16 protein-coding genes and 1 tRNA gene are annotated in these 20,754 nt (G+C 52.7%); 4 read left to right on the top strand and 13 right to left on the bottom strand.

Annotated features, from left to right (window positions below; translation table 11 throughout):
* Nucleotides 1–189 precede the first annotated feature (189 nt).
* From ACYVHB_RS02995 to ACYVHB_RS02980, 4 genes are all read left to right on the top strand, one after another.
* A tRNA-Ser gene (locus ACYVHB_RS02995) sits at nt 190–274 on the top strand.
* 399 nt (nt 275–673) lie between these two features.
* On the top strand, nt 674–1,150 hold the full coding sequence (locus ACYVHB_RS02990) for a hypothetical protein (RefSeq protein WP_461049467.1): 477 nt from the start codon (nt 674–676) through the stop codon (nt 1,148–1,150).
* A gap of 123 nt (nt 1,151–1,273) precedes the next feature.
* On the top strand, nt 1,274–2,758 hold the full coding sequence (locus ACYVHB_RS02985) for a helix-turn-helix domain-containing protein (protein ID WP_461049465.1): 1,485 nt from the start codon (nt 1,274–1,276) through the stop codon (nt 2,756–2,758).
* A 494-nt stretch (nt 2,759–3,252) separates the two neighbouring features.
* Nucleotides 3,253–4,029: a glycosyltransferase family 2 protein gene (locus tag ACYVHB_RS02980; protein ID WP_461049463.1), complete on the top strand. Its 777-nt coding sequence runs from the start codon at nt 3,253–3,255 to the stop codon at nt 4,027–4,029.
* Nucleotides 4,030–5,451: 1,422 nt separating this feature from the next.
* Here ACYVHB_RS02980 and ACYVHB_RS02975 read toward each other — a convergent pair.
* The 13 genes from ACYVHB_RS02975 to ACYVHB_RS02915 form a co-directional block, all read right to left on the bottom strand.
* The gene (locus ACYVHB_RS02975; RefSeq protein WP_461049462.1) at nt 5,452–6,324 is read right to left on the bottom strand and encodes a hypothetical protein; all 873 of its coding nucleotides are present in this window, start codon (nt 6,322–6,324) and stop codon (nt 5,452–5,454) included.
* Between the two features lie 26 nt (nt 6,325–6,350).
* Entirely contained in the window at nt 6,351–7,778 is a 1,428-nt protein-coding gene (locus ACYVHB_RS02970) for an MBOAT family O-acyltransferase (RefSeq protein WP_461049460.1), read from the bottom strand.
* A gap of 37 nt (nt 7,779–7,815) precedes the next feature.
* Nucleotides 7,816–9,024, bottom strand: coding sequence for a glycosyltransferase family 2 protein (locus ACYVHB_RS02965; protein ID WP_461049458.1), 1,209 nt, complete (start codon nt 9,022–9,024; stop codon nt 7,816–7,818).
* On the bottom strand, nt 9,021–9,635 hold the full coding sequence (locus ACYVHB_RS02960) for an acyltransferase (protein ID WP_461049457.1): 615 nt from the start codon (nt 9,633–9,635) through the stop codon (nt 9,021–9,023). Before ACYVHB_RS02960 ends, ACYVHB_RS02965 begins: the two co-directional genes overlap by 4 nt.
* Nucleotides 9,636–9,690: 55 nt before the next feature.
* Nucleotides 9,691–10,911, bottom strand: coding sequence for a glycosyltransferase family 2 protein (locus ACYVHB_RS02955; protein WP_461049456.1), 1,221 nt, complete (start codon nt 10,909–10,911; stop codon nt 9,691–9,693).
* Between the two features lie 116 nt (nt 10,912–11,027).
* Entirely contained in the window at nt 11,028–12,464 is a 1,437-nt protein-coding gene (locus tag ACYVHB_RS02950; RefSeq protein WP_461049454.1) for an O-antigen ligase family protein, read from the bottom strand.
* A complete protein-coding gene (locus tag ACYVHB_RS02945; RefSeq protein ID WP_461049452.1) occupies nt 12,427–13,812 on the bottom strand; it encodes a lipopolysaccharide biosynthesis protein in 1,386 nt (461 codons plus the stop codon). The genes ACYVHB_RS02950 and ACYVHB_RS02945 overlap by 38 nt, the downstream gene beginning before the upstream one ends.
* Nucleotides 13,813–13,815: 3 nt before the next feature.
* Nucleotides 13,816–16,011 (bottom strand): GumC family protein, encoded by a 2,196-nt coding sequence (locus tag ACYVHB_RS02940; RefSeq protein ID WP_461049450.1) that lies wholly within the window; start codon nt 16,009–16,011, stop codon nt 13,816–13,818.
* An 85-nt stretch (nt 16,012–16,096) separates the two neighbouring features.
* Nucleotides 16,097–16,894 carry a TolC family protein gene (locus ACYVHB_RS02935; protein WP_461049449.1) on the bottom strand — a complete coding sequence of 266 codons (798 nt, stop codon included), beginning with the start codon at nt 16,892–16,894 and terminating at the stop codon, nt 16,097–16,099.
* A gap of 53 nt (nt 16,895–16,947) precedes the next feature.
* Nucleotides 16,948–17,502: a PKD domain-containing protein gene (locus ACYVHB_RS02930; RefSeq protein ID WP_461049447.1), complete on the bottom strand. Its 555-nt coding sequence runs from the start codon at nt 17,500–17,502 to the stop codon at nt 16,948–16,950.
* 37 nt (nt 17,503–17,539) lie between these two features.
* Nucleotides 17,540–18,184: an acyltransferase gene (locus tag ACYVHB_RS02925; RefSeq protein ID WP_461049446.1), complete on the bottom strand. Its 645-nt coding sequence runs from the start codon at nt 18,182–18,184 to the stop codon at nt 17,540–17,542.
* Nucleotides 18,185–18,222: 38 nt separating this feature from the next.
* On the bottom strand, nt 18,223–19,452 hold the full coding sequence (locus ACYVHB_RS02920) for a glycosyltransferase (protein ID WP_461049444.1): 1,230 nt from the start codon (nt 19,450–19,452) through the stop codon (nt 18,223–18,225).
* Nucleotides 19,453–19,499: 47 nt separating this feature from the next.
* The gene (locus tag ACYVHB_RS02915; RefSeq protein ID WP_461049442.1) at nt 19,500–20,717 is read right to left on the bottom strand and encodes a glycosyltransferase; all 1,218 of its coding nucleotides are present in this window, start codon (nt 20,715–20,717) and stop codon (nt 19,500–19,502) included.
* Nucleotides 20,718–20,754 lie beyond the last annotated feature (37 nt).

Raw genomic sequence — 20,754 nt, 5'->3', positions numbered from 1 at the left:
GAGCGACGGTCCGGCGTTCCGGTGAGGGGTAGAGTCAATTCGTCTGTTCGCTCACCGGAACGCCGGACCGTCGCTCATTCACAGTTCACTCATTCACCCATTGATTATAGCGCAAAACTACGGTTTTTGGCCTAAACTGGCCCGGCGTGGGTTGACAAATCTCCAAACGCTCGTATATTTGCACCATCAAGAGAGCTGGCAGAGTGGTCGATTGCGTCGGTCTTGAAAACCGAAGACTGTAACAGGTCCGGGGGTTCGAATCCCTCGCTCTCTGCAAAAAAGAAAGCCCTCAGGACACAATGTCCTGAGGGCTTTCTTTTTTATACTCGTGGTGCTATATTCGATAGTTTATCTATACTCTTACTTTATTTTATTATTTCTGGCGATCCTAGTAGACGAACTACGACGACGATGTACAATTCTGTTTTGTGCCTTATTCAGTACCTTCATAAAGTTTTATGTTTTTAGGGATAATTTAGCTGCGCTTTATTCTTCCTGCCATTAACCTCTATTTATTCTATAGACAATTAAAGAAACAATTAAACCCTGCTTCATGCCAACTACTTGTCGTATTCGTTTGTAAAAATAAACGGTATGAAATTATTGGTGAGAAAAAAAACAAAATTTATAGTATAGATTTGCATTGTTTACCAACATCTATAATTTCTATATCATGAAAGCAACATCACTCCGTTTTTTTTCTCCTCAGGATAATAGTGAACAAAAGGCGAAAAGTGCGCCGAAATCCGTAACGCTCACGGGTTATCTGTCACCAGCCGGTAAATTAGTATTTCCGGCCAAGACAGTAAGCCAACTGGATTTCAATCCCGACACAACGCGCTTTAAAATTGGCACGCAGGAAGGTAAGCGAAAGATAAAATCGCTATACTTAGTTCCCGCCGATGACGATTCGGCGGAGACGTTCGAGATGGTGAAAGCCGCCAAAAGTTATACCATTTCACTGGCCCTTATTCTACAGAAAAGCGGCATTGATTACGCCAAAGCGAAATACATGTTCACCATCAAACCGTTTACGTATGAGGATGGTGTATCGGGCTACGAGCTGCAATTGAACGATTCGGCTCCTAAGCCTGCCTATACGGGAAAACCGCGCGGACGCAAACCCAAAACCAATGAGATTGGGGCGTAACGTATGAAGCATTTTCGGTGAACTTTTGCTTAAAACAGTATTGAATAAGTGAAAAAACACGGGTGAAAGACCGCATAATAGCACAACATAGCCGTTGTTGCACTGGCTTATAATTTCCTTCATTTGACTCTTCCTGCCGATCATATTCGCCTGCTGTTTGGTCTGAAACTTCGCCAGTTACGACTCGATAAAGGCTTGTCCGTTAGCGAACTCGCTCAGCAGTCGGGCCTGTCTGTTTCGTACGTTACGGAAATCGAAAAAGGGCGAAAATACCCCAAAGCCGATAAAATATCGGCTTTGGCTAATGCCATGCAAGTCGATTACGACTCATTGGTATCGCTGAAATTGAGCAAGAAATTAGAGCCTATTTCTGACTTCCTACGCTCTAAATTTCTGACTGAAATTCCCCTCGAACTTTTCGGCATTGATCCGTCCGATCTGCTCGAATTGTTAGTTGAAGCACCGGCTAAAGTGAGCGCCATGCTCCGAACGTTCATGGACATTGCGCTTACTTACAACATGAGTGTGGAGCGATTGTACCTGACAATGCTACGGTCGTATCAGGAAATGCACGACAATTATTTTCCTGATATTGAAGCTGACGCCGACCGGTTTCTGGACGAGTTTGCCGGACAAAAACAAGTGGTGAACGAGAGTTTATTAACGAATCTTCTTAAAACGCGTTACGATGTCCGCATCGAGTCGTTTGATCCCCTCACCCAACCCGAACTGACGGCGCTGCGCTCGGTGTATCGGCTGGGGAAGAAGACGCTGCACCTGAACGCCGGGCTGTCGGCCGAGCAGCGGTCGTTTATCCTGGCCCGCGAAGTGGGTTTCCAGTTTATGAGTCTCAAGAATCGGCCTTACACCTATTCATGGGTCGAGGCTGAGTCGTTCGAGCAGATTCTTAATAATTACAAGGCGTCTTACTTTGCCGGGGCTATCCTGATCCGGCGCGACGACTTAGTGGCCAAACTGACCGAGCTGTTCGCCCGTCCTACCTGGAGTAACGACGCGTTTCTGAATCTGGTTACGGCCTTTGAGGCCACCCCCGAACGGTTCTTTTACCGGCTGAGTAACGTGCTGCCCAGTCAGTTCGGCATTGACCAGTTATTCTTTTACCGATTTAATCACACCGCCGGGCAAACCACTTTTCAGTTGACGAAGGAAATGCACCTGTCGCGGCAGCAGGGGCCTCGCGGCATTGTCGATGAGCATTACTGCCGCCGGTGGATCGCCCTGACGAGTTTGCAGGAACTCCAGTTTTTGCAGCAAAACAAAGGATTTGATGGTGCCCTTTGTCGGGCGCAATTGTCCGAATACGCCGATTCGGGTCAGCAGTACCTGATTATATCAGTGGCCCACCCGTTTCAACCGGCTCTTCAGCAGAACATGAGCGTGTCGATGTGTTTCGCCGTTAATGACGCCCTGCGGAGCAAAATGAAATTTCTCACTACAGCCTCGAATGATGTACCGTTTCGGGTGGTGAACGAAGCGTGTGAACGCTGTGGCATTTTCGACTGCCGTGAACGCGTAGCAGCGCCAACAGTGCTCCAAAAGAAACGGCAGTTTGTGAGCATGAAGCAGGCCATGGACAAACTCAGGTAAGCGCTCCGCCAAACGATCTGTTTACTAACCCAATGCGTGAAAAACTACCTATGACTTTCACGCACTGAATGTACTTATACAACTGACCATATCATGTTACCATATATAAAATAAAGATGAACTAAGTAAACACTTTAACGATACAAGACAATACATAATTACCATATTCTTCCATCGCAAAAATCTTAGACTCAATTAACACGGTACTTATTGTACCCTGTTTGTTACGTCCCTAATATTATAGTGAATAGCCGATTGCCGTGAAATTATACTGACTTATTCTACATTGATCAGGTTAATTGGAGCAACTGGTTTTTCTATTCAATCCGTAATAAAATCTACTTTTCGCTTGTCGAAATACAAGTCAATTGTCACTTAAAAAATAGTTTATAATGCGTCTTTTCACAATACCAGCCTGGGTACGTTCACACAATACCATATTTAAACCGGAGTCTGCTACAAACGCGGATACACTACATTACCTAAAAACAAACTTGCAGCGTTTTAACATACGAAATCCTGAAGTGTCAATTGTTATTCCAGCTTATAATGAAGAAGAAAACATCCTTCGCACGTTATCGTCGATTGCTACGTTAACAACCTCCTATCGCACGGAGCTGATTGTTGCTAATAATAATTCAACCGACCAAACGCAGCACTTGTTGGACCTGTGTGGAGTAAAGTCTGTTTTTGTCGCTGAACAGGGAATAAGTTACGCCCGGCAGGCCGGACTTGAGAAGGCAAAGGGTCGTTATATCGTTAATGCCGACGCCGACAGCCTTTATCCGCCCACCTGGCTCGACGCGCTTGTTGAACCGCTACAGCAAGCAGACGTTTCCTGTTCTTATGGTTTGTACTCATTTATTCCAGGTACGGGAAATAGTCGCTTTACACTAAGTCTGTACGAAATCTCTTCCGAAACATTTAAACGAATCAAGCGTAAAAATCGCGAATGCGTTGATGTTATGGGATTCAACTTTGCGTTTAGACGGGAGGATGCAATAGCAGTCGGTGGCTACCGGCATGACCTGAATCGTAAAGTAACCAGCCGCAGCGAAGATGGCTGGATGGCTTATTGTTTATTGGCGAAAGGACGAATTCAACGAGTTAGCTCTGTTAATGCCCGAGCCTGGACAAGTGATCGACGGTTGATGGAAGCGGGTGGTTTGGCAAAAGCGTATCTAATGCGGGTTAAGAAAGAGTTGAAGCGATTAGATTTATACTTCACTAAAAAGGGAGTTTTGACCCATGTTGAGCAACAAAGTCAGTAGCTAATTTTAGTCGACGGAAGTTAAACATGCTTACACTACCCGACAAATTAGCTTCTTACGCCTGCGAAGATTTATCAATGAAAAGTACCACAATGATTCAATCAAACCTTTTAATCAACTCATGGTCAACGTTTTATAACAAATATTGTTTTTAATAGATTTTGAGACTATCAAGATTAACAATCTACTTCAAAAGCTATTTGTGCTTATGCGCAAGGTAGTTTTAAGTATTACACAGCGAAGCCATTAGAAAATAAATGTTTCTCTTATTTGTGTTGTCTACTGCATTAGCAGGTCCTTACCGAACTACTTAAAATTCTCCGAAAGTTCGTTAAAAAATCGCTCTATTACTCGTCTATAATCGAAAACTACCGGGCGTTGGATAAATAGGCTAATCGTTCCTTAGAGCCACAAAAAGTAAGTATGTATTCACATTCGCCGAAATTAGCGTTCCGATTCGTACCGACCTTGTTCATTCGATATCTTCCGGCGAAAAACTTGTCGATAAAAATGCTATGTCTCTACATAATCAATAATAGTGTAAGATTTATATTTTTCATACTACTTATCCGTTTGGCGTTCACCTACTCAGACGATAAACTATTCAGTCCGTTGGTTGCGTTTAATTTCGCGGTATTGTATACCTGAAAAAGTATTACCACGATACGTATTTATGGAATGATGGCGTCGCTTTTACGCTTTTTATCGCCAGTTTACCCAACAGAAACGCACTGCTTATCCTCTTATGTTTGCTCGGTGCTTATTTTACGGATGAATGGGTTATTTTTGGTGGTCTACTGGTTTACATATATCAGAAAGTAGTCAACATTAATCCAGCTAAACGCTACTCGTCGGTAACCTTTAGCGATTTTCCTTATATTGCATTATTTATACTATATGGTGTAATCATGTTCGCTCTTACCTATCACCTTGGATTAGCAACGCCTTCCGGAAGCCAGAGCGGAGTTGATTTATTTATCCGGTTCAAATGCGGGCATCTATTTTTGATAAATGCAATAGGATTTCTGCTGACTTATAAATTAGCCTGATTTTTAATCATTTTATCAGCGTGGTGGTTACGAAAAACGAAGCTTCTTCTGGCAGTATATAATTTGGGAACACTGGCTATTACAACAATAAGTTTTTCGGTGGAAGACCTGACAAGAAGTTTATCCTACAGCTTCATCTCATTATTAGTGGGCTTTTTTCTATTCTACAGAAATAGCAGCGAAATGACCCAAACCAATCGCAATTATGTTATTTTTAGTTTGCTGCTCCTGAATTTTTGCCTACCCACTGTTTCCATTATGGGCAACATAATCAAGATCCTGCAGCCCATTGATCGGTTAGTTGCCTGCCTTGGTATGAGCTGAACGGCTACTTCGTCAAGTTTAGCTTCGGCATCAACTGTGAATGACTTTGTTAGTCCAAAATAGCTTCCTTTTTCAACAACGAAATAAGTTGATAGCTGCCTTTCACGTTGAGGTGCTGATAATCAGCAAATTGTTCATTACCCTGCACGGCATTTGAGTAGTCGGTGATGGGTAGTCCGGTAGCATTGCTGATCTGTGCCTTCCACGACTCTAAATGAGCTAATTTAGCCACAAAATCCGGTTGGTACGGATTCACGACTAAGTGCACCCGAATACCTTTCGACTGAGCCAGTTTCACCGTTTTCACCAGACTTTGTAATATATCGTTGGAAGCAACTTTCAGGTTGTGCGGTTTTACCGAACCAATCGTATTAATCATAGTCTTCGAAATAGTGCGGTTAACTATCCAGTTTTCATCGGACCGTTTGAGGTGGTACAAAGCCCGTTGAAACACCTCACTGTTGTAGCGAACCAGGTTAACTACCTGGCCAGCAACGCCCATTTTGCGATCATAGGCGTTGATCAGCCGGGTTAGTTCCGGCGAATAAGGCGCGTAGCAGCCGAAGCTTACTACCAGCTCTTTGTTAAGCCGGTTGCACATGGACACTTCAATAATTAGCGTACTCGGGGCGGGATTGCGACGGAGGTAATCCTGAAAAAGGGTATAGCCCAAATCCATCGGCATGGCGTTGTAGCTCAGGTTGAAGCTCGTGCGCCCGGTAAGCTGACGTACGTGAGGCTCGTAAAATGATAGCCCGCGCGAGTTTCCCATGAATACGATGTCAGCCCCAGCCCGGCCATTATACAGCCGTGAATAGCGAAATTGACTGTCGTCGACAACGTGACGAAGGAGCGCCCCGCCTAAGCGGTCGCCGAGCAGGGTAACGCCAATGAGTGCAATAATCCAGAGAGCATGTTTCATAGGATGAGGAAGCGAAGAGACTACGGTTAAAACTGAAAATAAATAAATGAACTCGAGCCAAACGTGCCCATCAGCGCGATGAGCCAGAACAGACAGGCGTAGGCGACAAGTCGCAGAACCGGCCGCTGAACCAGTAGCTGCGCGTAGTGAAACCGGAAATTGGTAACCTCGACCAGCAGTAGGATTCCAATCAGCAAAAAGCCCCGGATGGCAATGAATTTGTTGGTTACGCTCGCCCAGTTAACGTTTTCAAACGATAGCAAGGTGCTGATTACCTGGTTGGCGACGGCAAACGTGGGGCTGCGAAAGAAAATCCAGGCGAAGCAGGTTAGCAAATACACGATGAGTATATCCAGCCCCCGCCCCAAAAACGGGGGAAAGCGCAAAGCCCCGTACATCTGCCGGGCGTAGGGCTGAATCATTCGCTGAACAACCTGGTAGGCCCCGTGCAGAAATCCCCAGAACAGAAACGTCCAGTTGGCCCCGTGCCACAGCCCGCCAATGAGCATGGTCAGCATGATGTTGCGGTACATGCGGAGTTTACTGCCCCGGTTGCCACCCAGTGGAATGTACAGGTAATCGCGCAGCCACGAAGACAGCGAGATGTGCCAGCGCGTCCAGAATTCGGTGAAACTGCGCGAGAAGTAAGGCGTTTGGAAGTTTTCGATGAAGGTGAACCCCAGGATGCGGGCCAGCCCAATGGCGATGTCCGAATAGCCCGAAAAGTCGCAGTAGATCTGAAACGAGTAGAAGAAGATGCCAATGAAAATGTGCAGCGACGAGACCGTGGCGGGCATGGCGAAACAATGTTCAACAAACGGGGCGAGGGAGTCGGCAATGGCTACTTTTTTGAAAAATCCCCACAGCACGCGCGTCAGGCCCGATATGAACCGGTCCCAGTCCCAGGGCTTGTCGCTACGGAACTGGGGCAAAAAATCCCGCGCCCGCACAATCGGCCCGGCCACCAACTGCGGAAACAGCGATACGAACGCGGCAAACCGGACCAGATCCCGTTCGGGTTCGATTTCGCGCCGGTAGATATCGACCGTGTAGCTCATCGACTGGAATGTATAAAACGAAATGCCGATGGGCAGAATGATGTTGAGCGTGGTATCGCTGGGCTGGAAACCCGCCAGTTCCACCATGCTCCGAAATGAATCGGCGAAGAAGTTGAAGTACTTAAAGAACCCCAGAAACAGCAGGTTAATGGTCACGCTAAAGTAAATCAGCCGTTTGCGGTCGCGCTCGTCGGTGGCACGTTCCATCAGGATACCCAGCGAATAATCCATGAGCGTCGTGAGCGCAATAAGTCCCAGAAAACGCCAGTCCCACCACCCGTAGAAAAGATAACTCCCCAGCAAACAAAGCCACAGCCGTGCCCGGCCGTGCAGCGAGAAATACAGCAGTAGAAATACAGTTATGAAAACCAAAAACTCTAAACTATTGAAAATCATTGCACTACGGTTTATGTTGATGATCGGCGTGAGTACCTCACGTTGCCCGGCGCACTTTGTCCCAGATGCCGGTGTCGTTGCCGCGCCGGTAGCGCAGGTAACCCAGCAGGGCGCACCCGTTCATGAAGGAGAAATAGTAGGGTACAAACAGCATTTTGACGCGGATACGGCGGTCTTCGAGGTAGTAACCTAAGAGTGCCGATGCGTAGAACACGACCTGCGCCACCAGCAGGCCCTGGTACAGCCAGGACGGAAACAGACCGGCTCCCGGCAGCAGCAGCAGGGCGTTTAGCAGCAGAATGAGCGGCAGGCAAAACGGGGCCACTGCCCACCGCATGACCCGGTGCGAGGTGTACTGAAAAGACAGCCAGCCGTGGCGAACGATGTTCAGCAGCGGGTGCAGCCGGGCAATGGCCTGGAAGCCGCCGGCCGCAATCCGCACCTTTCGCTTTTTCTCCTCGCTTACCGAAAACGAAGGCCGCTCCAGCGCGTAAGCTTCCGGCTCATACACCACCCGATACCCCTGTTCGGCAATGCGCAGTGAAATCACGAAGTCGTCGAGCAGGGTGTCTTTTTCAACGGGTTCGTAGAGTTCGGTGCGCACGGCAAACAGCTCACCGGCGGCTCCCACCACGCTGTGCAATTCGGTGTCGAGCTTTTTCAGGAACGATTCGTACCGCCAGTACAACCCCTCACCCGACCCGGCAGCCGCTTCGCTGCTTAACACCTGAATGCGTTTTTCACCCGCTACGGCACCAACCTGGGGGTCGGCAAAATGCCGGATAATACGCCGGATAGCTTCGGGGTTCAGCGTCGTGTTGGCATCGGTAAATACCACGAAAGGCGCGTCGATTTGGCGCATCGCCCGGTTCATGGCCTCAATTTTGCCGAGCCGCTGCTGCCCGCCCATCACCAGAATTTGCGGGTTCGCCAGCGCCTGCTGCTGGAGTAGCTCGGTCGTGCCGTCGGTGGACCCTTCGGTTACGAAAAGCAACCGAAGTTTGTCGGATGGGTAGTCGAGCGTGAGCGAATTGCGCAGCTTTTCGGCGATGCAGTCCCGTTCGTTGTAGGCCGGTATAACCAGCATGACCTCGGGCAGAAACGTGGAGTCAGCCGGTTTAGCCCGAACCCGTCCCGTTAGCCGCCGTAGTTTCACCAATCCAAAAATCAGGAGACCGTAGCCGAGGTAGGTGTAAAAAACGGCCAACAATAGGACCCAGAACACGATTTCGATACCAGCTTTCATGACGACGGGCGCAGTGATTTAATAAATTTAGCCGGTACGCCACCCACCATCGTGTACGGAGCCACGTCTTTCGTGACCACGGACCCGGCCGCTACGACGGCCCCTTCGCCAATACGAACGCCTTTCAGCACCGTGCAGCGGGTAGCTAACCAAACGTTATCTTCCACAATAATGGACCCCGGCTTGGCGGCCCGCTGATGATCGGCCGCATCGTGATAGTCCGTGTCCATGAGAATGACCTGATTGGCAATCTGACAGTTACGCCCAATTTGAATCAGTTTACCGGCCGATAGGACGCAGGCGGTATTGATGAACGTGTCGTCCCCAATTTCGATGGAAGCCCCGGACGACGCATAAATTTCGGTCGTGCCGAGGTGCGACCAGATTTTAACGTTTTTACCGATGCTGATTCTTCCCTTTCCGTGCACCCAGGGCCACCCCTTCACCAAGGTCATCGCCCCCACCTGCGCACAACGGCGCAGGACATAGCGGGTAGTCAGGTAGCGGGTGCCGCCATCAAGCAGCCGTTTAAGAAAAGCCAGCAAAACACCCTCATCGGGGCGCTGCTCGCGTATTTTCTGGAGTTCGAGGTACACGGTTTGTTGGATCATGGCATTAAAAAAAGTAGATAAAGCACATCGTCAGGCGGCTGACAACCTGATTGTGTCAGATGATGGATTCAGAACTGTTCCCGTGCGACGTGTGCAAAAACTGCTTACGCGCCCGACGAAAATGGAGGACTGACCGGGAGAAATGAACAAACAACACGGGGATCATCAGCAAAACATCCACCCCGATAAACCGCCGTAGATAGGCGGGCAGCGTAATGGCGAGCGTAACAATTAACAGAAGCAACTGCCCGCCCAGGAACTGAGAAAACCAACCGGAGTGTAGCAGTAGACTTACCCCAAACCCAAGTACTAATGAACCCAGCAATAAAATTCGGGGCAACATAAGCGTCTGAAACACTTTTTCGGCGTAATCAAAATTCCGGTTTAGCAACTGACGGATACCCTGCCGCCAGTGTAGCTGCGCCTGCCTGATCTGCGCTTCGACCCAGCGGGTGCGCTGGTGCTGGAACATGAATGACGTTTGCACTTTTTCGTCGAAGATGTAGGCATGTTCTAAGTAGCCAATCCGCACTTTGTTCAGTAATAATCTCATCTCCAGCTCTTTATCGTATCCACTAATGGTATCAATCGACAGCAGGTGCTTTTTCAACAGGCCAAATTCAAAGGCCATACCCGACCCGATCAGCGCGGCCGAAAAGCCCAGTGCCCGGTGCCCTTTGCGAAACAGATGGTTGTTGATTTCTTCACTGATGGCGTCGAGGATGGCGACAGGGGTATTCATATTTTTAGCCACCCGATGTCCCTGAACCGCCCGCCACCCAACGGTAAAGGCATCATTGACGCGCCTTAGAAAATCGGGCGCCATGTGATTGTCGGCATCCGAAACGATCACTACATCATAAGCCTCATCGGGAAACAACCGCAAACCAGCCTTCAGCGCTTTGCTGACGGTGGAGATAACCCAAGACACTTCGATCACGGTCACGGGTAGCTGATGGAGCTGCTGAATCGTGTCCGGCTTAAAAGAGTCGGCAATCACGGCCAGATCGTACAGATGGCGGGGGTAGTCCTGTTTCAGATTAGCCCGCACCGAGTCGATAATGACCGCATCTTCTTTGTAGGCCGGAATCAGCACCAGAATGCGCCGGAGCACACGCGGTGTTCCAGCGCTGAGTGCGTCGTCCGGCCCAATGGGAGTTTGTACGTCGTCGGCCCGGCCAAACAGGCCCGCAACCGACCACACAAACAGGTACAGCGTATTGATGGCGGTGTATCCCCCGATGAGAAAAGCAATCCAAAAGAATAATTCTGCCATGCGGAGGTTTGGTTTAACCGGTAAAAACTGGTTTAGTGGTTTGGAGTGTGGGTGTGTGATTGTATTGGTAGGTACGTTGCTGATACATAAGCCCTTACGCCTAAACACCCACACACTCATCCACCTTTACGCTCCACAAGCCCGCCCGTACACAGCAGGACGATACTGACGGACATGATGGAGTTGGTTGGAAACTGCCCGAAAACCGGGTTGCCGTAACTGGCCGCCAACACGCCCACATATCCGCACAGGAGCGCCAGCAGCATCGACTGGAGATCCGGGTCGGATACCCGCATAGTTCGGTAAGCGCCTACCCCAAAAAAGTACAGCAGCGAACCGATATGCAACAGTAATCCCACAATGCCGGTTTCGGTCCAGACTTTTACGAACCAGCTATCGGGTGGCGTTTGAGCGAGGAACGAACCCGGCGTGAACCGTTTTGCCAAATCACTGGAACTGCCGATGCCGCAGCCAAAGGGGCGGGTGGCTAAATAATCGGCTAACTTTTTCTGGTTATCCAACCGGACCTGAAACGAACTCTCCTCAGGATTAAGCGCTGAACGCATCCGGTTGATGTCGTAAGAGCCGCTGCCCGCCGACGTGTACTTCAGCAGGCCAAACCCGGCCACCCCAACAAGGACTCCTACGCTCAGAATAAGAAGATTACGCCGTAAGAGCAGGTAGACGGGAAAGCCAACCAGCACGACGAACAACGCACCCCGCGTACCCGACAGGGCGTAGCCCCAAAACACGATGATGCCGATGAGCAGAAAAATGAACTTACGGGTGACCGAACGGTCTTCGAGCACTTTGATGATGCAAAGCAGCGCAGCGTACGCCATCTCGACGCCAAACTGCCCGGCGTCGGAGTAGAACGAAAAGCAGCGCAGGTGCCCGAACAGCACGTGCGTGATGCCAGCCCCCTCATCAAGCCAGGCCTGTTCGCCCCCCGTCAGACCAATGTAGCGCTGTTTGAAGGCCCATACTGCGGCCAGTACCGACCAGATCAGCCACAGGTTGATGAGTTGATTGATGTCCTTTTTTGTTCGGATCAGCAACAGGGTAAGAATGGTAAGCTGAATCCAGTAAAATGACATTAACCGGATACCAAACACCCAGGCCATTGGATAGGCGGCTTCCGGGTTGAACAATTCCAGCAGCGTATACAAGAACCAGAGCAGCACTAAGTAAAAAACGGGGTTGTGCAGCCGCCCCCACTCCGACCGGCGGGCGTTCAGCAAAACGCCCAGCAAAACCAGCACCAACAGCCCGTCGGCCAGCAGCCCGAACGGTGCCTGAACGGGTGAAAAACGGCTGATGCCATTCACCACAAACGAGAACTGCACGTAAATAAACAGGCCCAGTTTGGGTTGATACAGGCAGAGGGCAACCACAACACCGACAATGGGCAGGGTCAGCAGCAAACCAATTCCTTTCATGCCCGAATGCGCAATGATGAACCCGGCCCCAACCGCACTAACGGCTCCCAGCAACGCGAACAGCACCGTTTGCCGGTCAATGGACGCTCTTAACTCCTGGACGTATCCATTCATGACGAAGTCGGTTAAAAAGACCCACAAATTCGATCCACCCAGCCTGAACACTGCCCGTCAGGGACACCGGAACGTGCCGGTTCATCAATCGAAATCCGATAAACATACCGAGCATGAAGGTGACAATACTGACGGTGGCCAGCGCCGTTGTCGATTGGATGGTCACTAAGGCCAGCAGGGACCCCAGCACCTGAACCACGAGCATAACCAGCACTTTGAACAGATTGGCACCGGGCTTTCCAATGGCATCCAGCCCGGCCCCGGAATAGCGGTCGAGGGGCAGAAAAGCGCCGTAGATCATGAAGCAGCGCATGAGGGTAGCCCCGTCGCGGTATTGTCCACCGCCCAACAGCAGCACCAAAGGTTCGGCCAGGACGAACCCAGCAACCGACAACGGCAGCAGCGCCACCCAGAGCAGCCCGGCGCTCCGCTGGAAATAGGGCGTGAAGGCACTGACCTGACCCTGGTTGTGGAGTTTAACCAACTGCGGCATGGCCGTAACAATCACGCTCCGCACGGGCAGGTCGAGGAGTTGCATGAGCCGTCGCGGAATGGCGTACACCGCCACTGCTTCCGGCCCCAGCACCGCGCCCAGCAGCAGCGTGTCGACACTGCGCAGCAGGTTGGACCCCACCAGCGTGCCGATGGTGAATTTACCGAAATGCAGCAGGGCCGACCGTTCGACCACCGTTCCCCGGCGAACGGATTGCCAGCGGCTCCACCCGCTCACCACCGTCCAGGCACTGACGAGGGCGTTGGCGAAGGCATACAACACGTACAGGTTGTAGTCGGGCAGCCGTCCCAGCCAGTGAATCGGCACAATCAGGAACAGGAACAGCGCCTGCGACAGGATGCGCACCCACTGCAGGGGGCCAAAGCGGGACCGGGCGTGCAAAAACCAGGTGGCAATGTTGGCGGGTAACGAAACAAGGCTGATGATCCAGAACCAGACCACCGTCTCGGAACTACCAATCCAGTCGCGGAGGAGGGGAAACCAGTGCACCAACCCAATCAGCAGCGGCCCCACGCCGAGCGTGAAACACAGACCAAGCTGCCAGACGGCCCCTTCCCAGCGGTTCATGGCGGATTCTTTTTCGACGGACCCGGCGGGCAAGTCGGTGGTGTACTGGATGATTCCATTCAGCAGCAAGCCCGAGCGCAGGGTGTCGAAGAGGGTGTAACTGACCAGAAAAAGTATCCAGTTCCCAAACGACTCGCGGGGAATCCAGCGGGCCAGCAGGCCGGTGGTAAGCAGCGACAGGACGGCGGCTACCCCATTACCCACCAGCGACACGGCGGCATTTTTCCGCATAATCGCCTGGAAAATCGTGACAGTTCGATGAAGCATTAGCTAAACAGTTTCTCGGGTGGTGCTGACCGTGGATGCCGCGTTTGGCGCCGTCACCGCCACCGGTGACGGATGGCTGACCGGCTGGCTCACCTCGATCAAACCGGTTGAAACGTGGTTGAGAACGGGCAGAATGGGCGCATTCGTTGCTTTGCGGTAAAGCTGATACAAGTTTTGATCTTGGGGCTTCCAGGTGATTTTAGCACTCGTTATCAGCAACAGGAGATTACTCTGCGCCACTAAATGAGTGGCAATGGGGGTCTCGCCCAGGTCGGGCAGTTCCAGCAGCACGATGTCGTAATCCTCCGGGCTAAACCGGTCGTCAACGAGTTCATCGACCCGTTTGGTGTAGGCAAAATCGCTTCGGATGGCGTAGCCGATGGAGGTTACTTCTTCGGGCAGGGTCAACGCGTTGCCGGTCGGGTGCGGATGCAGGTAAGCGACCCGTTTGCCTGCTAAGCCGTAGCGTTCGGCCAACTGATTGGCTAACCACGTTTTTCCCTGCCGGGGACGCGTGCTCCAGACGGTGATCAACTCATAGGGGCGGTAGGTCGGTACGGGCGTGCTATCGATGGCCGCCGTGCTCCGCAACTGCTCCAGCATGTACTGCGCCACGGCACGCGCCCGGAGGCCCCGCATTCGCCGGGGAACGGTGGGAAACGAAGCCGCCACCGGCAGACCCGTCACGGTCGTGAACCGGGCGGGCGAGTACAGGCGTCCGTCGGCTAAATACCGGATCAACAGCAGCAGCAGGGCCAGTACCAGACCAACGCCCAGCGCCCCGCCAATCAGCAGTCCGCGCTTGGAAGGCAAGGGTTGCTGCGGAAACTCGGGGGCATCGAGGAGCCGGAGCGGGCCGGTCATCTCGGCGTTTTTCTGGCGGGTCTGGGCCTGGTTCAGCGCCGTTAAGTTGGCTAAATAATCTTTCTCGGCCACGCTCACGTCGCGCTTCAACTGGCTGAGGGTGGTGCCCAATGGCGCAAACCGCGCGGCCATTTCGTTGAACTTCTCCAGCCGGTCTTCGTACACGTTCAGCCGCGCAGCCGACTCCTCATACTGCACTAATTTATTGAGCCACTCGTCCAGCAACCGGGTCTGGGGCAGCGACTCCACGCTGTTTCCGGTTTTGTAGTATTTCTGAGCCGCCGTTTTCAGTTCGTCCGACAGCCGGGCCGCTTTGGCGGAAAGCTGCTCGATGTTTTCCCGCGACCGGCCGCGTACCTGCGCCTGCGCTAATTGGTTGGTTGCGGTGGTTAGTTCGGTGCGCTTGGCAATTAGTTCGTCATTGGTCTTCAGCACCGTCATCCGATCTTCTAAGCGTTTGCCCAGCGTCTCCATCGACGCTTTGGCCGCCCGGGACTTCATCAGCTCTTCGTTGTACTGGTTGAGTATGTCCTCTTTTTCAACGGCAATGGCCCGGCTTTCCTCGTCGTAATTAATGATTTTGTTGTCTTCTTCAAACGCCTTTATGCGCATCTCCGCCTGCTGAAGTTTACGCGTTGCCTTCCGATTGGCGTCGTTGTAGTACCGCACCACCGGGTTGGTTTCCGACGATTTAAGGCTGGCGTAGCGATTGCTGAACACCGCAATCAGTTCGGTCAGCGTGGTGTGGGTAATGGCGGCATCCTCCGATTCGTAGCTTAGTTCGAGCATGTCGCTGTCTTTCTTGCGAACGGCCTTCAATCCTTTCTTAATTTTCGCCGGGCCATACCACGAGGCCGGGTTGTTGAGCAGGGTCTTCACGGGATTCGCACCGGCCGCCTGCGCCAGGGCCTCAACGCGCTGATAAACAGCCTGCTCGTTCCGGTCAACCGTCAGGGACCGGCGCAGGTCCGCCGGAATGGCCCGCTGGAGTTGGGCGAACCCCTGACTGCCCAGCACGAGCGAGTCCGGCCGGTTGAGCAGCAGGTGACGACTCAGCAACCGAAGCCCCACCTCGGCAATCGTTTGGCGCGAGGTGACGGTAGAAAGCAGATTCTCGAACGCGTTCGTCACGGCATTATGATCAACCCGGGCGTTTTTGTCGTCGCTCAGGATGGAGTAGCCCGAGGCCAGACCCGTGTATAAAACCGCCGATGACTGGTAGGTGCGGATCTGATTACGCGTGAAGTAAAACGCCGTAGCAGCGGTTAACGCCGGAATCAGGAGCAGCCATAGGCTATTCTGACGAAGCAGGCGAAAGAGGAGTTGCGCGTTCATAGATGAAATCGAGTAATTGGGAAAGAAGGACAAAACCAGTTTCATGTGCCTGGTATCGGTCGGGTTGCGTGCGTTATTATCGTTGTCATTTAATCATCAGCGACTGGAGCGGAACCCCGACCAGGGCTTCCAGATCGTAGAAATTAATCATGAAATCCCCGCGTGCCCGCTCGGCGAAGGTTTTAGACAGCGCGTAACTATTACTGACTAAAGCGAACTGCGACGGATCGGCCTTGCCCTGCTGTAGTTCGACCTCCACGACCTGGTAAGCCGTCAGGGCCACCTGCTCATCGCGCGACCGGGCCAGCATGATGCGCTGGCTAACCACCAGGTTCTGATAAATGACGATGAGTTCGCGCTTCAGGCTCAGGGCAATCACGTCTTTCTGGGCCAGTGTAACCTGGTAATCGGCTTTTGCCTGCTGGGTCAGGTTGCGCCGACCCAGAATGGCCGACAGCGGCACCTGCACGTTGAACCCCCACCGGGTTCCATTGCTCAACTGAAGCGCGTCGCTGGGGTTGGTGCCGGTGGCAATGAGCGTCTGGTTGCCCTGCGCGTAGTTGACGAACGGATAAATATTATCCAGCACCAGCACTTTAGAGTACCGGTACGCTTCCAGCTTGCCAGTAGCCACCGCGTTTTGAACGTGCAGGGCCGGTGAATACTGAAGCGCTGCCTGATAGATAGTCTCGAACGGAACAAGCTGTTCAGTAATGTCCTTATTGAGATCGAAGAAAGCGGTGTCGCTTACTAAGGCACCCACGTTAACGGGTGAACTGGATTTCGGTTGGGGTTTCTGAGCCAGGCCGGGGAGGGCAGCGCAAGCGCTGAGACTGAAAAATCCCCAAAGAATGAGTTGCCTGCGTGCTAAAAGATGCGTCATCAGATTGAAAGTAGTCGAGTTGATTGAGCAGGATGGCCGCTGAACGCAGCCCGTCAGTACGTCAGGGCTTTCTTTAGGCACTGCCCCCCCACGACATTGACGGTGCCACTCCATTTAATATCGTTAGATCCCGTTTCGCGGGCGGTAAACGTGTGTTCGCCCTCGCGCAGGTTATTGGCCTGAACGCACCCATTGGTGCCGCAGTAGGTGACTCCGTTCGGAAAAAAGTTGTAGATCGTTCCCACCCGGTTCTCCCCCATGAACACCTCCACGGTGTTGGAGCCTTTGGGCATCCAGAACATGACCGACCCGCGCACCCCTGTTACACTGAGTGGATTGGTCACGGTGGTGGCTCCCCAGGGTCCGGTGGCTTCGAGTTTCACGGTATAAGTCCCGTTAGCACTGTAGCTGTGGGCGGCATTTTTCTCCGTACTGGTCGAACTGCCATCCCCAAAATCCCAGAGGTAGCTGCTGGCATTCAGCGCTTTGGTGGTGAACCGAACGTAGCCTTTCCCATCTTCGTCGGCCACAAAACTTACTTCGGGCGGGGGCAGGTCCCGCTGACAGCCCATTACTACCATCAGCAGAAGAAAGAGCGATTTTTTCATGTCCTTTCGCGTAGGTACTGTTTTTGAAATAGTGCGTTTAACTTACTTTTTCGAGGGCAGGGGTCGTTTTCACGCGCAGCCACATCTTTTGGTCGGCATCGTACCGTTTGATGATCCGGGCCGGATTACCCGCCACGACCGAATAAGGCGGAACATCTTTGGTGACCACACTACCCCCGGCCACGATGGAGTGCTTGCCAACCCGGACGCCCGCCGTAATGGTGGCATTGGCCCCAATCCAGCATTCGTCCTCAATCACGATAGGCTTGGTGCTGACGGGCTGGAGCCGGATGGGCACGTCGATGTCCTCATAATCGTGGTTCAGGCCCGACATCACCACGTTCTGGGCGATGATGACCTGATCCCCGATATGGGTTGGCCCGATGACGACCGAACCGATACCCACGCGGGCATTGGCCCCGATGATCACGTCGCCCACTCCATTGTTAACCGTGACGTAGTCTTCGATGGTGGCCCCGGCTCCCAGTTTGAACAGCCGGAAGGGCAACACGTCGAGCCGGACCGTTCGGCAGATGACCGACGTTGGGTGGCGGTGATGCACGAACGGATTGACGAACCAGCTTACCCAAAGCCGGGGACGGGCCTGCCGGGGCGGAATGAGCAGATAATGCACCCAACGCTTGAGGGTCGAATGCTGATTGATGAATTGAGAAGCGGTCATAGAAAGAAGCGTTAGATAGGCGTAAAGACTGTGTATTGTTAGTGTAAGGCGGCTTGCCACTCCCGTTCTTCGGGTTTGGACTGGAGCACCTGCTGAATCACTTCCTCAAATTCCAGTGCTCTGCGCACCCAGGAATTTGTTTCGGCGGTCCGGGTAAACTGCTCAATGCGATCCGGGCTAACGGCGGTGCTGGCGGCACGGATACCCGCCACGAACTGGGCGGGGTCGTTGGTAAGCTCAATTAACCCGTCAAAATCAGTCAGGATCGAGAACCGCGTCGAGATGACGGGAATACCGGCCGCCAGATACTCATTGATTTTCAGCGGGTAAATCGTGTACGTATGTTCATTGCATTCAAACGGAATAATTCCGGCCCGCAGCCGGGCCAGTAGTGGCGGCAGTTCATCCGGGGGTACGGGTTTGACAAACTCCACGTTGGCATACGGAGCCAGCCGGTTGGTCACCGCCGGGTCAGTAACCCGGCCAATGAACTGAAAAAGCGTATCGGGCAGGTTTTTCAGACAGTACTCGATCAAATTCAGATCAAGGCGGTTGTCAGCCGTGCCGAGGTAGCCGACAATTTTCTGCTCCCGATCTGCCGTAAGCGCTAATTGACGGGCCTGGTTGAAGAGCGCATAGTTGGCCCCGTTTTTCACGCAAAACGCGTTGGGCTGCAATTGTCCTTTCACGGCCTGCAGCGTTTCGGACGTTGTCACGACCGCATCTACTTTGGGCAGGTAGTCGCGCTCACACCGCCCGCCGTGCCGGGCAATCCACTTCTCAGCCGTAATCTCATCGTAGCAGTAGTAGATGGTGCCCCGCTCGTTGAGCTGCCCCAGCATGGACAGTCCCCAAACGGGATTGAATGAGTTGATGATGAGCGGGCGTTTGGCGTCGGCATCTACCTGGCTCACTGCTTTTCGCAGGCTCTTCAGCAGCCAAGCAGTATTCCACTTCATGAAGTAGTCGTGCCAGGCATCCGGCATCCAGTTAACGACCAAGGCCATTGGCGGCACCCAAACGTGCAGTTCCCCGCCATGGGCCAGCGTCTTTTTGACGAGCGGATTTTTCAGCCGAAGCACCGCCCCCACCGGAATGTCTGCCCGTCCCAGCACACCCAACACCAGATCTTTCACCGTATACTGATAATCGACAAACAACACCTGATGACGGGAAGCCAACTCCGTCATCAACTGGACGACGGCCTTTTGGTATCCCCCATCCCAGGAGGTATGACTTACGCAGATAATGAAATCCTGATTATGCACAAAAGAGGAAGCAAGAGTGATACATTTATTTTTGGCGCGAATAACCGTCACGCCGTAACCGGACTACCGGAGGTAGCGTTTGTGGTCTGCTCAATGGCCTGGTGGATAGCGTCAACGCAGTTTTCCCACGAATGCCCCTGGGCAAACCGGATGCGCTGCTCCGCCGAAGAGGGCATCTGGTTGGTGAGCGCCCGCTCCACGCAATCGACAAACTGCGTGGGCGAATCAGCCAGTAGCACGTGGTCCCGGAACATGGCCATCGCTTCGGTTCGCACCGCCACCACGGGCTTCCCCATCGCGAGGTATTCATCTACTTTGCGCGGGTAATTACCAATCGTTATGGGGTTGACGACCTGCGGGTTAATCAACACGTCGAACGCCCGAACGTAGGCGGGCACGTCGTCGATGGGCTTCGTTCCCAAAAAATGCACGTTGGGCAACTGGTGCAGCCGACTGGCGCGGAACGCGTCATCCTCAGGCCCAACCAGCACCAGATGCCAGTCGGGGCGCTGCCGCGCAACCGATTCGAGCAGGGCGATGTCCAGCCGCATACTGATGATGGCACCCGTGTAGCCAATGCGCGGGTACGGAATAGCCACCAGATCGGCTGGCTCCTCATACGGGGCATCGGCCATGAACTGCGACAGATCGCAGCCCTGACCAATGTCCACGGCGTTGGCGCTGTAGCGAGCCGCCATAGAAGTCAGGTACGCCGAATTGGCGACGGTTAAATCAGATTTCTGAATCAGCATTGGTTCGAGCCGCTCTCCGTGCCGACGCCAGTAGTCAACGGCCAGCGTGTTGTCGCGGATGTAGTAGACATACAGCGCCGGGTTGAGCAGTTCTTTCAGATAAAACCCCCGAAACATTTCGGTGTCGTTGAAGAGTACGTAGTCGTTCATGTTCAGTTGCCGAAGCGCCCATTGGATATCCTGGGCCAGCCGCACGTTGTTACGCTGATTGAGCCAGTCGAACAAGGCGTTGTCGGGCAGCCAGTTGATGGACGTGAGCACGACTCGGGGATAAAACACCCAGATGTTAGGCTCCACCTCAACCAGGCGTTTACCCCCACTCTGGCGGAGACCATCCCGTTGACTATCCGCTTTTTGATTACTCCGTCGCAGTGTTGATACCCAGTCGAGGGGCGGGTCAATGAGTAAGACCCGGCTTTTTCGGGCCAGGGCGCGGGCAATGTCGCGGGAGTTGGTGCCAATGGGCGTCCCCCAGGACTGCACGGTCAAAATCAGATAGTCGTAGTTGATCACTTTATGGGTTGTTTAATTAGGAAGCAATTGAGAGAAG

The sequence above is a fragment of the Spirosoma arcticum genome (assembly GCF_054779955.1).
Note: the sequence above shows the minus strand (reverse complement) of the source record. Positions and strands in the feature narration are given on the sequence as shown.